Here is a 13,469-nt window from a genome sequence, read left to right as displayed (position 1 = left end):
TAGGACCCGGCCCCGGACCCCTCCGTCCGGCCCGCGTCTTTCCGCTGTGCGCGTACGGTCGGCCCGATCGGGGCTGCCGGTACGATGGTCGCTCGTGACTTCCGACACCTCCCTCCCCGTGTCCCGGCCGCAGCCCCCGCTCCCGGAGGGCGCCCCCGCCGCGGTCCTCTGGGACATGGACGGCACGCTCGTCGACACGGAGCCCTACTGGATGGCGTCCGAGCACGCGCTGGTCGCCTCCTTCGGCGGCGTCTGGACGCACGAGGACGCGATGAGCCTGGTCGGCTCCGGCCTCCCCGCCTCCGCCCGCATCCTGCAGGGCAAGGGCGTCGACCTCTCCCTCGAGGCGATCATCGACCGGATGACCGACGAGGTCGTCGCGCAGCTCGCCGAGAGCATCCCGTGGCGCCCCGGCTCGCTCGAGCTGCTCGCCGCCGTCCGCGACGCGGGGGTGCCCCAGGCTCTGGTCACGATGTCGATCGGCCGGATGGCGCACGCCGTCGTCGACCGCCTCCCGTTCCCCGCCTTCGCCACCGTCGTCAGCGGCGACATGGTCGAGCGGAGCAAGCCGCACCCCGAGGCCTACCTCCTCGCCGCGCGGACCCTGGGTGTCGAGGTGGACGCCTGCGTCGCCATCGAGGACTCGCACGCGGGCCTCGCCTCCGCGGTCGCCTCGGGCGCCGCCGCGATCGGCGTGCCGCACCAGCTCGAGCTCGACGCCGACGCCCCCTATTCCCTCTGGCCCACCCTCGCGGGCCGAACCGTCGCGGACCTCGCGCTGGTGTCCTCCGAGCACCGCTCCCGCGTGCTCACGACCGAGACGGAGGCCCGCCGATGACCGGTGAGGCACTGCAGCATTCCGGACCCTTCCGCGCGGGCGACCGCGTGCAGCTGACCGGGCCGAAGGGGCGGATGAACACCATCACCCTCGTCCCGGGCAAGGTCTTCCACACCCACCGCGGCGGGATCGAGCACGACACGGTCATCGGGCTGCCCGACGGCTCCGTCGTCGTCAACACCGTCGGCGTCGAGCACCTCGCCCTGCGTCCGCTGCTCGCCGACTTCGTGATGTCGATGCCGCGCGGAGCGGCGATCGTCTACCCGAAGGACGCCGCGCAGATCCTCGCGCTCGCGGACGTCTTCCCCGGCGCCCGCGTCGTCGAGGCGGGCGTCGGCTCCGGAGCGCTCTCGCTCTGGCTGCTGCGCGCGATCGGCCAGGGCGGCCGGCTCTCCTCCTTCGAGCGCCGCGAGGAGTTCGCCGACGTCGCCCGCGCCAACATCGAGACCTTCCTCGGCTACACGCCCGACAACTGGAGCGTCACCGTCGGCGACCTCGTCGAGGAGCTGCCCGGCGCCGTCGCCCCCGGCGAGGCCGACCGCGTCGTCCTCGACATGCTCGCGCCCTGGGAGTGCCTCGACGTCGCCGCCGACGCGCTCACGCCCGGCGGCGTCCTGCTCTGCTACGTCGCGACCGTCACCCAGCTCTCGCGCGTCGCCGAGGCGATCCGCGCGTCGGGCCTGTTCACCAACCCGGCGTCGAACGAGACCATGGTCCGCGGCTGGCACGTCGAGGGTCTCGCCGTCCGCCCCGACCACCGGATGATCGGCCACACCGGCTTCCTCATCACCGCCCGCCGCCTGGCGCCGGGCGCCGTCCTGCCGGAGCTCAAGCGCCGCCCGTCCAAGACGGACTTCAGCGACGAGGACGTCGAGGCCTGGACCCCCGGCGCGCTCGGGGAGCGGGCCGTCAGCCCGAAGAGCCTGCGGAAGCGGGTGCGGGAGTCGGCCACCAGCGCCGAGCTCTCGCGGGCGCGGGGCTTCGGCGAGGCCGACGCTGACGGTGACGGCGGTGCCGCGCCCGGCTCCGGTGACGACGAGGGCATCGTCTAAGCTGATCCCGGCTTTCCGGTCCCCGGGCCGAGCCGCCGTCCCGATCGTCTCGCACTCGGGCCCCACCACTCCCACTTCGTGAAACGAGGACCCGTGCGCAGGACCACCGCGCTCATCGCCGGCATCGGCATCGTCGCCGCCCTGACCGGATGCTCCGCGTCCTCGTCGAAGGCCGACTGCGACGCCCCCTACTCGTCCGGCGCCTCGTCGTCGGCCGTGAAGGCGACCGGCGACTTCGGCGAGCAGCCCGACGTGACGGTGCCCTCGCCGCTGAAGGCGGACGGCACCCAGGTCAGCACGCTGATCGAGGGCTCCGGCGACCCGCTCGAGAAGGGCCAGCTCGTCACGATCGACTACACGCTGGTCAACGGCGCCGACGGCTCGGTCCTCGAAGCCTCGCCCTACGACGGAGCGAGCACCGCCACCTTCACGGTGGGCGGCGCCGGGCTCGTCGGCCTCAACCAGGGCCTGCTGTGCAGCCAGGTCGGCTCGCGCGTCGCGATCGCGATCGCCCCGGAGGACGGCTTCGGCGACTCCTCCGCCCAGCTCGGCATCTCGGCCGACGACACCCTCGTGCTCGTCGCGGACATCGAGAAGGCGTCGCTGGCCCGCGCGAACGGCGAGGCCCAGCCGGTGCCGAACGGCTTCCCCGCCGTGACGCTGGACCCCGACGGCGTCCCCGGTCTGGCCAAGCCCTCCGGCGACGCGCCCACGACGCTCGAGATCGCCCAGCTGAAGAAGGGCGACGGCGCGGTCGTCGAGGACGGCGACACCGTCGTCGTCCAGTACACCGGCTGGCTCTGGGCCGACGGCAAGATCTTCGACTCCAGCTGGCAGAAGGGCGCCCCGGCGACCTTCGTCGCGACCGAGGGCCAGGGCGGCGTCATCCCCGGCTTCGCCAAGGCCCTGATCGGCCAGCCGGTCGGCTCCCAGGTCATCGCGATCATCCCGCCCGAGGACGGCTACGGGGACAACCCGCCGAAGGAAAGCCCGATCGCCGCCGACTCCACGCTCGTCTTCGTGGCCGACGTCCTCGCGATCGACTGAGCACGCTGCTCCGCCCTCGCTGATCGAGCCGGGTCTCGATACGCCCCTGCGGGGCTACTCGACCAGCATGATCGGGCGCGGCCATGTGCTCTGCTCGGGGTCCGAGGAGCGGCGGGGCCCGGCCCTAGACTGGAGGGCGTGCCCGCCGACGCTTCGACCTCGAGCCGCATCCCGGCCGAGGAGCGTCTGTTCAACCTGGTGCTGGCGCTCGTGGCCGCCGAGAACGGGCTGACGAAGGCCGACGTGCTCTCCACGGTGCAGGGCTATCGGCAGCGGTCCGACCCGGGAGACCGCGCCTCGCTCGAGCGGCAGTTCGAGCGCGACAAGGACGATCTGCGCGAGCTCGGCATCCCGATCGAGACGGTCGACGCGCCCGGCGACCCGGGCAACACCCAGACGGTCCGCTACCGAATCGCGAAGCGCAGCTACGACCTCCCCGCCGACCTCTCCTTCGACCAGGAGGAGATGGCGCTGCTGCGCCTGGCCGGCGCGGTCTGGCGCGAGGGCACGCTCTCCGCGGAGTCGCGCCGCGCCCTGATCAAGCTGCGCTCGCTCGGCGTCGACTCGGTCGACCCGGTGATCGGCATCAGCCCCTCGATCCGGGTGCGCGAGGCCTCCTTCGAGCCGCTCAACGCGGCGCTCGACCGCGGCCAGGTCGTCCGCTTCCCCTACCTCAAGCCCGGTGGCGACGAGCCGCGGACGCGCACCGTCCGTCCGCGCGCGCTCGTCAACCACCAGGGCCGCTGGCACCTGCACGGCTGGGACGAGACCGCCGAGGGCACCCGCACCTTCCTCCTCTCCCGCATCGTCGGACCCGTCGCGACCACCGGTCGCACCGCCCCGGCCGAGCCGGGCGACCACGCCGCCACCGCCCTCGCCCAGCTCGACGAGATCCTCGCCCGCAGCACCGCTCTCCTCCAGGTCGCGCCCGACTCCGACGCGGCACTCCGGCTCGGCGTGCGCGCCGAGGCGGCGGGGGAGGGCACAGACCTGCTGCGCCTGCACTTCACCGACGCCGACGTCCTCGCGGACGAGCTCGCCGGCTACGGCCCCGAGGTCGTCGTCCTCGAGCCGGAGCCGCTGCGCCGCAAGGTCGTCGACCGCCTGCGCCGCTCCCTCAGCGACCACTCCGCCGGCGACCACTCCTCCGGCGACCACTCCGCCGGTGAGCACGGGGGAGCCGCCCGTGGCTAGGCCCCGTTCGCTCCAGGCGCGGGACCGCCTGGCCGTCCTGCTCTCGCTCGTCCCGTACCTCCTCGATCGCGGCCGGGTGAGCGTGGCCGAGGTCGCCGCGCACTTCGAGATCGCCGAGGAGGAGGTCCGCCGCGCCGTCCGGCTGATCGCCGTCTCCGGCATCCCCGGCGAGACCTCGCAGTACCAGTCCAACGACCTCTTCGACATCAGCTGGGACGACTTCGAGGAGAACGACCACATCGTCCTCACCCAGCAGGTCGCCATCGACGACTCGCCGCGCTTCTCGGCGCGCGAGGCCGCGGCGCTCATCGCCGGGATGCAGTACCTGGCCGCCCTGCCCGAGAACCAGGGCAACGATCGCATCGCCTCGCTCATGGGCAAGCTCGCCCGCGGCGCCTCCTCGGCTCCGACCGCCGTCGCGGTCGCCCGGGGCGTCGGCGCGGACGCCTCGCTCGCCACCCTCCGCACCTCGCTCGCGGCCGGGACGCAGCTCGCCTTCGACTACCGCAGCGCCCGCGGCGAGACGGAGTCGCGCCTCGTCGACCCGTTCCTGCTGGAGTCGGTCGACCGCGACTGGTACCTGCGCGGCTGGGACCACCTGCGCGAGGGCGTCCGCACCTTCCGCGTGGACCGGATGCGCGCGCTCACCGACACCGGGACCCCGATCGTCCGCCGCCGCAACGAGGTCACGCTGCCCGACCGGCTGTTCGAGGCGTCCGCCTCCGACCTCCTGATCGACCTCCGGGTCGCCCCGGGCTCGGTCGCGCTGCTGGGCGACTACGCCGCGGACGCCGAGTTCCCGTCGGTTCCCGCCGGAGACGAGGGTGCGGGGGTGCTCGTCCGGATCCGCGTCGCGCACCTCGCCGGTCTCACCCGCCTGGTCGCCTCGCTGCCCGGGCTCGTGACCGTCGTCGCCCCCGAGGCGGCGCGCACCGCCGTCGCCGAGTGGACCCGCGCCGCGCTGACGGCCAACGGAGAGGAGACCCCGTGACCTGGTGGTCCTGGATCCTGATCTGGCTCGCCCTCGCGATCGCCGCCCTGGCGGTGCTCGTGCTGTTCGGGCTGTCCTACTGGCGGAAGGGCCGGCTGCTGCTCGGCCAGCTGGAGGAGATCACCGCGAAGCTCGACGCCCTGCAGGTGCCGGAGCCCGCCGAGGCGTCGACCCGGCCGCCGTCCTCGCTCTTCGCCGACCGCGACGAGGTCCGCCGCGGCCACGAGTCCCGCCGGGACGCCCGCCGGGAGAGGACCGAGGATCGCCGGTCACTCCGGGTCGAACGGGGTAGGCTCCTGGTACACCGCAACCGACAAGTGAAGTGAGACTGCAATGTTCGCTGGCCTCCAGGGGTGGCACCTCCTCATCATCCTCGCCGTCATCCTCCTCCTCTTCGGTGCGCCCAAGCTTCCTCAGCTCGCGCGCAGCGTCGGGCAGTCGATGCGCATCTTCAAGAGCGAGGTCAAGACCATGAAGGACGAGGACGGGACCGAGCGCAAGGACGCGACGGACTCGACCACGGCTTCGGGCTCGACCACCGCCACGGGATCCGCCACGGGTACGACCACCGGCACCGGCACGACGCTGCCGCCCGAGTCCCCGCTCAAGTAATGACCTCCGTGGCAGCGAAGAAGCCACGGACGAAGCGAGCGGGGAAGAACCCCGAGGGACGCATGTCCCTCGGGTCCCACCTGATCGAGCTTCGCAACCGGCTCTTCATCGCGGCGATCGCGATCGCGGTCTGCTGCGTCGCCGGCTGGTTCCTCTCGGACTGGGTGCTCGAGGCCCTCAAGGCCCCGATCGCCGAGGTCGCCCGCGATCAGAACAAGACCGCGGTCCTCAACTTCGAGACGATCACCGGCGCGTTCGACCTCAAGCTCCAGATCGCGATGACCATCGGCATCGTGATCGCGAGCCCGGTCTGGCTGTTCCAGATCTGGGCGTTCCTCGTCCCCGGTCTGACCGGCAAGGAGGTCCGCTACGGCCTGGGCTTCATCCTCACCGCGATCCCGCTGTTCTTCGCGGGCTGCGCCTCGGGCTGGTTCGTCTTCCCGCACATCGTCGAGCTGTTGACGAGCTTCACCGGCTCGGACGCGGCGAGCGTGCTGAGCGCGAAGACGTACTACGACTTCGTGCTCAAGCTCGTGCTGGTCGTCGGCATCGCCTTCGTGCTGCCGGTCTTCCTGGTGCTGCTGAACTTCGTCGGCATCCTCCCCGGCTCGCTGATGATCAAGTCGTGGCGCGTCGCCATCATGGTGATCGTGCTCTTCACGGCGATCGCCACCCCGGCGGCGGACCCGATCTCGATGTTCCTGCTGGCGATCCCGATCACGATCCTGTTCTTCGCCGCCTGCGGCATCGCGATCCTGCACGACAGGCGCGTCGCCAAGCGGCAGATCGTCTTCGACGGCAGTCCCTCCGACCTGCCGGCGTGACCGGCGCCACTCCCGCCGAGCGCTTCGCGGCGTTCCGCACACGACAGGGCCACGCGAGGGTCGAGGCGTTCCGCTCGACCCTCGCGTTCGACCTCGACCCCTTCCAGTACGAGGCCTGCAGCGCGCTCGACGACGGGCGGAGCGTCCTCGTCGCCGCACCGACCGGTGCCGGCAAGACGGCAGTGGCCGAGTTCGCCATCCACCTGGCGATGCAGGACCCGAGCGCCAAGGTCTTCTACACGACGCCGATGAAGGCGCTGAGCAACCAGAAGTTCCAGGAGTTCGTCGAGGACTACGGAGCGTCCGAGGTCGGCCTGCTCACCGGCGATTCGAACGTCAATGCGCGCGCCCGGATCGTCGTGATGACGACCGAGGTGCTCCGCAACATGCTCTACGCGGACTCCGACCTGCTCCGCGACCTCGCCTACGTCGTGATGGACGAGGTGCACTACCTGGCCGACCGCTTTCGCGGCGCGGTCTGGGAGGAGGTCATCATCCACCTCCCGCAGTCGGTCCGGCTGGTCTCGCTCAGCGCGACCGTGTCGAACGCCGAGGAGTTCGGCGACTGGCTGCAGACCGTCCGCGGCGAGACCGAGGTCATCGTCTCCGAGGAGAGGCCGGTGCCGCTCGACCAGCACGTCCTCGTCGGCGGCAAGCTGCTCGACCTCTTCGACTCGTCCGGGCGCGCGGCGACCAATCGTGTCAATCCCGAGCTGGCGCGCCTCGCGCAGGGCGGCACCCGCGTCGAGCGCGGCGGTCGCGGCTCCGGGCGCGGACGCGGTGGCGGCGGCGGTCGCTTCCACGAGACGCGGACCGAGGACCTCGTCCCGCGCTCCGAGGTCGTCGAGATCCTGCGCGGCAAGAACCTGCTGCCCGCCATCTTCTTCGTCTTCAGCCGGAACGGCTGCGACCAGGCCGTCCGCCAGGTGCTGCGCTCGGGCGTCCGGCTCACCGAGCGGCACGAGCGCGACGAGATCCGCGCGATCGTCGAGGAGCGCTGCCGGACGATCCGCGACGAGGACCTCGCCGTCCTCGGCTACTGGGAGTGGCTCGACGGGCTGCAGCGCGGGGTCGCCGCGCATCACGCCGGCATGCTGCCCGCGTTCAAGGAGGTCGTCGAGGAGCTGTTCCTCCGCCGCCTGGTGCGCGTGGTCTTCGCCACCGAGACGCTCGCGCTCGGCATCAACATGCCCGCGCGCACCGTCGTGCTCGAGAAGCTCGAGAAGTTCAACGGCGAGGCCCGCGTGCCCATCACGCCGGGCGAGTACACCCAGCTGACCGGTCGCGCCGGCCGCCGCGGGATCGACGTCGAGGGCCACTCGGTGATCCAGTGGCGCGGCGGGATGAACCCCCAGGCCGTCGCCTCGCTCGCCTCGCGCCGCACCTACCCGCTCAACTCGTCCTTCCGTCCCAGCTACAACATGGCGGCCAACCTGATCGACCAGTTCGGCCGAGCGCGCACGCGCGAGATCCTCGAGTCGTCGTTCGCGCAGTTCCAGGCGGACCGCTCCGTCGTCGACCTGGCGCGTCGCGTCCGGCAGCAGGAGACCTCGCTCGAGGGCTACGTCACCGCGATGCAGTGCCACCTCGGCGACTTCGAGCAGTACGCCGCGATCCGCCGCGAGATCGGCGAGCTGGAGCGCCGCGGCGCCGTCCGCGGCGAGTCCGCATCGCACAGCGAGCGCGAGAAGCGGCAGGGGCAGCTCAGCGATCTGCGCCGCCGGATGAAGGCGCACCCCTGCCACGCCTGCTCGGATCGCGAGCAGCACGCCCGCTGGGCCGAGCGCTGGTGGAAGCTGCGCAAGGAGACCGACGAGATCGAGCGGCAGATCCGCTCGCGGACCGGCGCGGTCGCCCGCATCTTCGACCGGATCACGGACGTGCTGAGGGAGCTCGGCTACTTCCGGCTCGACGAGGCCGGCGAGCTGTCCCTCACCCCGAACGGCCGGACCCTCAAGCGCATCTACGGCGACCGCGACCTGCTCGTGGCGGAATGCCTGCGCAAGCAGGCCTGGACCGAGCTCGACCCGGCCGGTCTCGCCGCGATGGCCTGCTGCCTGGTCTTCGAGCCCCGCCGCGAGGAGGGCACCCTCGGCGAGAAGCACCTCCCGCGCGGCACCTTCCCCGAGGCGCTCGAGAAGACGCAGCTGCTCTGGGCGAAGCTCGACGACGTCGAGCGCGATCACCGGCTCCCGGGCAGCAATCCGATCTCCACCAGCCTGGCGCTGCCGATGAACATGTGGGCGCGCGGGATGCCGCTCGACGCGGTCCTCCGCGAGTCCGACATGGCCGCCGGCGACTTCGTCCGCTGGGCGAAGCAGACGATCGACCTGCTCGACCAGCTCTCGCTCGTGGCCGAGGGCAAGGTCGGGCGCGCAGCCCGTGCCGCGCTCGAGCTCGTCCGGCACGGCATCGTCGCCTACTCGACGGTCGCATGAGGGCGGTGATCTCGGCGCCCACCGGGCGCACGGCACCGCTGTGGCTGGCGATCCCGCTCGCAGCCCTCGGCGGGGCGACCCTCGACCGCGGCTTCCCCGACTCCGACGTCTGGCCGCTCGCGATCGTCGGCACCGCCGCGATCCTGTTCGCGCTGGCCGGCCGCGGCTTCTGGAGCGGTGCGCTGGTCGGCCTCGTCGGCGGCGCGGTGTTCTGGGGTGTGCACATCCAGTGGCTGACGCTCTACCTCGGCCTCGTGCCGTGGGCGGCGCTGGCCGGGCTGCAGGCGATCTTCTTCGCGCTCTCCTCCGGGCCGACGGCGATGCTGCTGACGCGGGGGCAGCGGGTCTGGACCGGGCCGCTCGGCCGGATGATCGGGCTGCCCGCGCTGGTCGCCGCGCTCTGGGTGGGACGCGAGACGATCACGATCCAGTGGCCGTACGGCGGGTTCGCCTGGGGGCGGCTCGCGCTCTCGCAGTCGACGGGGCCGCTCGCGGACCTGGCCGCCTGGGTCGGCTTCTCCGGACTGAGCTTCGTGGTGGCGTTCCTCGCGGCGACGCTGGCGCAGGCGGTGCGGACGACGTCGGTTCCGGCCTCGGGCCGCGCGGCCGTCGTCGCCGGCTTCTCCATCGTGGCGCTCGTCTTCCCGGCCTGGCCCGCGCCGACCGAGGGGACGACGCGGATCGCCGCGGTGCAGGGCGACTCCGACGCGGGTCTGTTCTCGCAGAGCTACCGCGGGCAGATCCTCGAGGACCACACCTCCGCGACGCTGCCGATCATCGACGAGGACGTCGACATGGTGGTCTGGCCGGAGAACGGCGTCGACGTCGACCCGACGCGGAACGCGCAGTCGGCCGCCGTCCTCGACTACCTCAGCAGCCGGATGGACGCGCCCTTCATCGTCGGGACGATCACGAACCCGTCCGACGACGTCTTCTACAACAGCTCGCTGCTCTGGAAGGCGGGGGAGGGCGCGACCCAGATCTACGACAAGGTGCACCCGGTGCCGTTCGCCGAGTACATGCCGAACCGCGCCTTCTGGCGGATGTTCGCGCCCGACCTGGTGGACCTGGTCAGCCGCGACTACTCGATCGGCACCCGCTCGAACGTCTTCGACATCAACGGGATCCTGGCGGGCATCGCGATCTGCTTCGACATCTCGGACGACTCGCTGACGAACGCCATGGTCGACGGCGGGGCGCAGCTGGTGCTCGCGCAGACCAACAACGCCGACTTCGGGCGGACGGACGAGAGCGTCCAGCAGCTGGCCATCGCGCGGCTGCGGGCGATCGAGACGGGCCGCAGCGTGGTCAACATCTCGACGGTCGGCACGAGCGCGATCATCGCGCCCGACGGCTCGACGATCGACTCGCTGGAGTGGTTCGAGCCGGGTGCGATGGTGGACGAGGTGCCGCTCGCCTCGGTCACGACCCCGGCTCTGGTCTGGGCGCGGAACCTCGGCTGGTACTTCCTCGCCGCGAGTCTCATCGGGCTGGTGTCGTTCGTGCTGCGGACGCGCACGCCGCGGCGTCGGCGCTAGCGCGCGAACCGCGTCCGGGTACGAAGAAGGGTCCGCCGGCCGGCGAGGACGCCGGCCGAGCAGGACCCTGGGGCGCTATGCGCCGATCTTGTGCTCTCCGCGCCGGGCGCGGAGGTAGGCGAGGCGCTCCTCGAGCAGCTCCTCGAGTTCCGCACGGGTGCGGCGCTCCAGCAGCATGTCCCAGTGGGTGCGCGGAGCCTTCTGCTCGCCCCGGTCGACGACGACGGGCTTCGAATCCACCAGCAGCACGGCCTCGTGGCCGCAGTTGCGGCACTCCCAGGTCTCGGGCGCTTCGGCGTCGGCCGAGAACACCATGTCGGTGTCGTGGCCGCAATCCGAGCAGTGGTACGTGAACGTCGATCGCGGTGAGAAGACGACGCCTTCTTCGCTCTGCAGGCTCTGTGAGCCGAGCCTCATCCCGCGCAAGCTTCGATCTGCCATTGTGTGGTCTCCTCTCGCTGTGCTCCGACAAGTGTCGACCGCGGACCTGGGGGTGGTCCGGGGAGGCCTCCGTTTGCCAGAGGATCGTCAGGTGAACCGGCCTTCTCCCGCGTGATCGGAGGGGCCGTCGTCGCGGCCTGAAGCACCGTCCACGGCGGTGCGGGCGAGGTCGGTCCGGTCGGTCACGAGGCCGTCGACGCCGAGGTCGAGGAGGGCGCGCATCCGCCGCGGATCGTTGATCGTCCAGAGGTGGATCTCGGCTCCAGTGATCCGCAGTCGCGCGAGGATCCGGGGCGCGGTGACCCGCAGTCCGGCCGCGCGCTCGGGGACCTGGAGGGCGTCGATGCCGCGGAGCGCCCGCCGGACGAGGGACGGGGACCCGAGGTGCGCGCCGACGAGGGCGGCGACGAAGCGGGGGGCGGAGGCGGAGGTCGCGACCCCCGGGAGTCGTCGCACGGCCGCGCGGCGCCGCGACTCCGAGAAGGAGGTGATCAGCACGCGGTCCCGCGCACCCGCGGCCCGGACCGCCTCGACCACCGGGGCGACGGCCGTCCTCGCCTTGACGTCGATGTTGAAGCGGGCGTGCGGGAGCAGGCGGAGCGCCTCGGCGAGGGGGAGCAGCCCCTCCCCGGAGGGCAGGACGAGATCGGCCAGCTCCTCCCAGCGGGTGGTCTCGATCCGATGGCGGACACCTCGCTCGTCCGCGACCTCCTCGTCGTGCACGAGCACCGCGACGCCGTCGAGCGAGGCGCGGACGTCGGTCTCGAGCAGGTCCGCGCCCGCGGCGAGGGCGCGCTCGAAGGACTCCAGCGTGTTCCCCTCACCGCCCGGCGCGAAGCCGCGGTGGGCGATGACGCGCGGCCGCCGGCCCGAGAGGAACGGCGGCCGCGTGGTCGTCATGGCGGAGGAGCCCTAGAAGGACGGGGCCGGGGGAGTCATCCCCGAGCCGTCCTGCTCGCGCTCCGGCCGGGTCGGCGAGTTCTTGCCGAACGCCTGGCCCATGCCCTTGAGCGCCTCGGTGAGCTCGCTCGGCACGATCCAGAGCTTGTTGGCGCTGCCCTCCGCGATCTTGGGCAGCATCTGCAGGTACTCGTAGGCGAGCAGCTCGTTGTCCGGGCGGCCCTCGTGGATGGCGGAGAAGACGGTGGTGATCGCCTTCGCCTCACCCTCGGCGCGGAGGACCGCGGCCTTCGCATCACCCTCGGCCGCGAGGATCGCCGCCTGGCGGTGTCCCTCCGCGTTCAGGATCTGCGACTGCTTCGTGCCCTCGGCGGTGAGGATCACCGCGCGGCGGTCGCGCTCGGCGCGCATCTGCTTCTCCATCGAGTCCTGGATGGAGATCGGCGGGTCGATCGCCTTGAGCTCGACGCGTCCGACGCGGATGCCCCACTTGCCGGTGGCCTCGTCGAGGACGATGCGCAGCTGGCCGTTGATGTTGTCGCGGGAGGTCAGCGCCTCCTCGAGGTTGAGCCCGCCGACCACGTTGCGGAGCGTGGTGGTGGTGAGCTGCTCGACGGCGCCGAGGTAGTTGGCGATCTCGTAGGTCGCGGCCCGGGCGTCGGTCACCTGGAAGTAGACGACCGTGTCGATCGAGACGACCAGGTTGTCCTCGGTGATGACGGGCTGCGGCGGGAAGGAGACGACCTGCTCGCGCAGATCGACGGACGGGCGGACCCGGTCGATGAAGGGGATCACCAGGTTGAGGCCCGGGAGGAGGGTGCGGTGGTACTTGCCCAGGCGCTCGACGACCCCGGCCGTGGCCTGCGGGACGATGCGGATGGCCTTGAACAGCACCACCAGGGCGAAGAGCACGATGACCGCGATGATCACCGTGGTCACGACTGCTGCGGTGTTCACGAGGAGCTCCTTTCGGCGGGGACGACGACCGCGGTCGCGCCCTCGATGGCGGTGACGACGACACGTTCGCCGAGACCGAGCGGACGGGATTCGACGAGCGGGGACAGCTTGAGCGTCCACGTCTCGCCGTTGACGAGCTTCACCTGGCCGGGGCCGGGCCCCGCGATGACGACGCTGCCGGCGAGGCCGAGCAGCGCGTCGGCTCCGGTCGGCGTCGGGTCGCCGCCGCGCTTGAGCAGCCGCAGCATCGGGGGCCTGACCAGGAAGAGCAGCAGCACGGCGAGGACCGCGGCGACCGGGACCTGCACCCAGAACGGGGCGCCGGCGAGGCCGGTCGCGAGGCCGCCGATGCTGCCGACCGCGAGCATCAGGAAGGTGAACTCGAGAGTGATCATCTCGACGATCACGAAGATCAGGATGAGGGCGATCCAGAGGATCCAGGCGTACTGAGTCACTGCGTCCATGCGGTGCTCCTTCCCCTTACGAGCACGGGAGTCAACGGTAGCAAGGGGGGCTGGGAGGGGAGTGGGCGGCGCGGGACCGGCGCCGGCGGCGGCGGCTTGGTAGGCTCCTGCGTCGGGCCGTGGGCCCGTCACCCGTGCCCGATCCGGCTCCTGCGCCGGCGTCCTGGAGGATC

General features: G+C 71.9%; 14 protein-coding genes. 10 read left to right on the top strand and 4 right to left on the bottom strand.

Going from position 1 to position 13,469, the window contains the following annotated elements; genetic code table 11:
- The first annotated feature begins 94 nt into the window (after positions 1-94).
- The 10 genes from EDF45_RS08240 to lnt all read left to right on the top strand — a co-directional run bounded on the left by EDF45_RS08240 (position 95) and on the right by lnt (position 10,534).
- The gene (locus tag EDF45_RS08240; RefSeq protein WP_260312027.1) at positions 95-838 is read left to right on the top strand and encodes an HAD family phosphatase; all 744 of its coding nucleotides are present in this window, start codon (positions 95-97) and stop codon (positions 836-838) included.
- Entirely contained in the window at positions 835-1,890 is a 1,056-nt protein-coding gene (locus tag EDF45_RS08235) for a tRNA (adenine-N1)-methyltransferase (RefSeq protein WP_123735751.1), read from the top strand. Before EDF45_RS08240 ends, EDF45_RS08235 begins: the two co-directional genes overlap by 4 nt.
- Positions 1,891-1,983: 93 nt before the next feature.
- A complete protein-coding gene (locus EDF45_RS08230; RefSeq protein WP_185020131.1) occupies positions 1,984-2,937 on the top strand; it encodes an FKBP-type peptidyl-prolyl cis-trans isomerase in 954 nt (317 codons plus the stop codon).
- Between the two features lie 138 nt (positions 2,938-3,075).
- Positions 3,076-4,131, top strand: a complete 1,056-nt coding sequence (locus tag EDF45_RS08225) for a YafY family protein (protein WP_123735749.1) — start codon at positions 3,076-3,078, stop codon at positions 4,129-4,131.
- Positions 4,124-5,122: a YafY family protein gene (locus EDF45_RS08220; RefSeq protein ID WP_123735748.1), complete on the top strand. Its 999-nt coding sequence runs from the start codon at positions 4,124-4,126 to the stop codon at positions 5,120-5,122. The genes EDF45_RS08225 and EDF45_RS08220 overlap by 8 nt, the downstream gene beginning before the upstream one ends.
- Positions 5,119-5,448 (top strand): hypothetical protein, encoded by a 330-nt coding sequence (locus EDF45_RS08215; RefSeq protein ID WP_123446331.1) that lies wholly within the window; start codon positions 5,119-5,121, stop codon positions 5,446-5,448. The genes EDF45_RS08220 and EDF45_RS08215 overlap by 4 nt, the downstream gene beginning before the upstream one ends.
- A 7-nt stretch (positions 5,449-5,455) precedes the next feature.
- On the top strand, positions 5,456-5,734 hold the full coding sequence (tatA, locus tag EDF45_RS08210; RefSeq protein WP_123733127.1) for a Sec-independent protein translocase subunit TatA: 279 nt from the start codon (positions 5,456-5,458) through the stop codon (positions 5,732-5,734).
- Positions 5,735-5,796: 62 nt separating this feature from the next.
- Positions 5,797-6,558, top strand: a complete 762-nt coding sequence (gene tatC / locus EDF45_RS08205; RefSeq protein WP_123704207.1) for a twin-arginine translocase subunit TatC — start codon at positions 5,797-5,799, stop codon at positions 6,556-6,558.
- Positions 6,555-8,996 carry an RNA helicase gene (locus EDF45_RS08200; RefSeq protein ID WP_123735747.1) on the top strand — a complete coding sequence of 814 codons (2,442 nt, stop codon included), beginning with the start codon at positions 6,555-6,557 and terminating at the stop codon, positions 8,994-8,996. The genes tatC and EDF45_RS08200 overlap by 4 nt, the downstream gene beginning before the upstream one ends.
- The gene (lnt, locus tag EDF45_RS08195; protein WP_123735746.1) at positions 8,993-10,534 is read left to right on the top strand and encodes an apolipoprotein N-acyltransferase; all 1,542 of its coding nucleotides are present in this window, start codon (positions 8,993-8,995) and stop codon (positions 10,532-10,534) included. The genes EDF45_RS08200 and lnt overlap by 4 nt, the downstream gene beginning before the upstream one ends.
- Positions 10,535-10,609: 75 nt before the next feature.
- Here the strand turns inward: lnt and EDF45_RS08190 are convergent, their stop codons facing one another.
- The 4 genes from EDF45_RS08190 to EDF45_RS08175 all read right to left on the bottom strand — a co-directional run bounded on the left by EDF45_RS08190 (position 10,610) and on the right by EDF45_RS08175 (position 13,296).
- Positions 10,610-10,975, bottom strand: coding sequence for an RNA polymerase-binding protein RbpA (locus tag EDF45_RS08190; protein ID WP_123446336.1), 366 nt, complete (start codon positions 10,973-10,975; stop codon positions 10,610-10,612).
- Between the two features lie 87 nt (positions 10,976-11,062).
- A complete protein-coding gene (locus EDF45_RS08185; RefSeq protein ID WP_123735745.1) occupies positions 11,063-11,875 on the bottom strand; it encodes a glycerophosphodiester phosphodiesterase family protein in 813 nt (270 codons plus the stop codon).
- 12 nt (positions 11,876-11,887) lie between these two features.
- On the bottom strand, positions 11,888-12,805 hold the full coding sequence (locus EDF45_RS08180) for an SPFH domain-containing protein (RefSeq protein ID WP_372487865.1): 918 nt from the start codon (positions 12,803-12,805) through the stop codon (positions 11,888-11,890).
- Between the two features lie 23 nt (positions 12,806-12,828).
- Entirely contained in the window at positions 12,829-13,296 is a 468-nt protein-coding gene (locus EDF45_RS08175; RefSeq protein ID WP_123735744.1) for an NfeD family protein, read from the bottom strand.
- Between the last annotated feature and the right edge of the window lie 173 nt (positions 13,297-13,469).

Origin of the sequence: Rathayibacter sp. PhB186, from assembly GCF_003751825.1 — a bacterium.
Taxonomy (GTDB): Bacteria; Actinomycetota; Actinomycetes; order Actinomycetales; family Microbacteriaceae; genus Rathayibacter; species Rathayibacter festucae.
The sequence above is the reverse complement of the archived record's forward strand: the minus strand, read 5'-3'. Positions and strand labels throughout refer to the sequence as shown.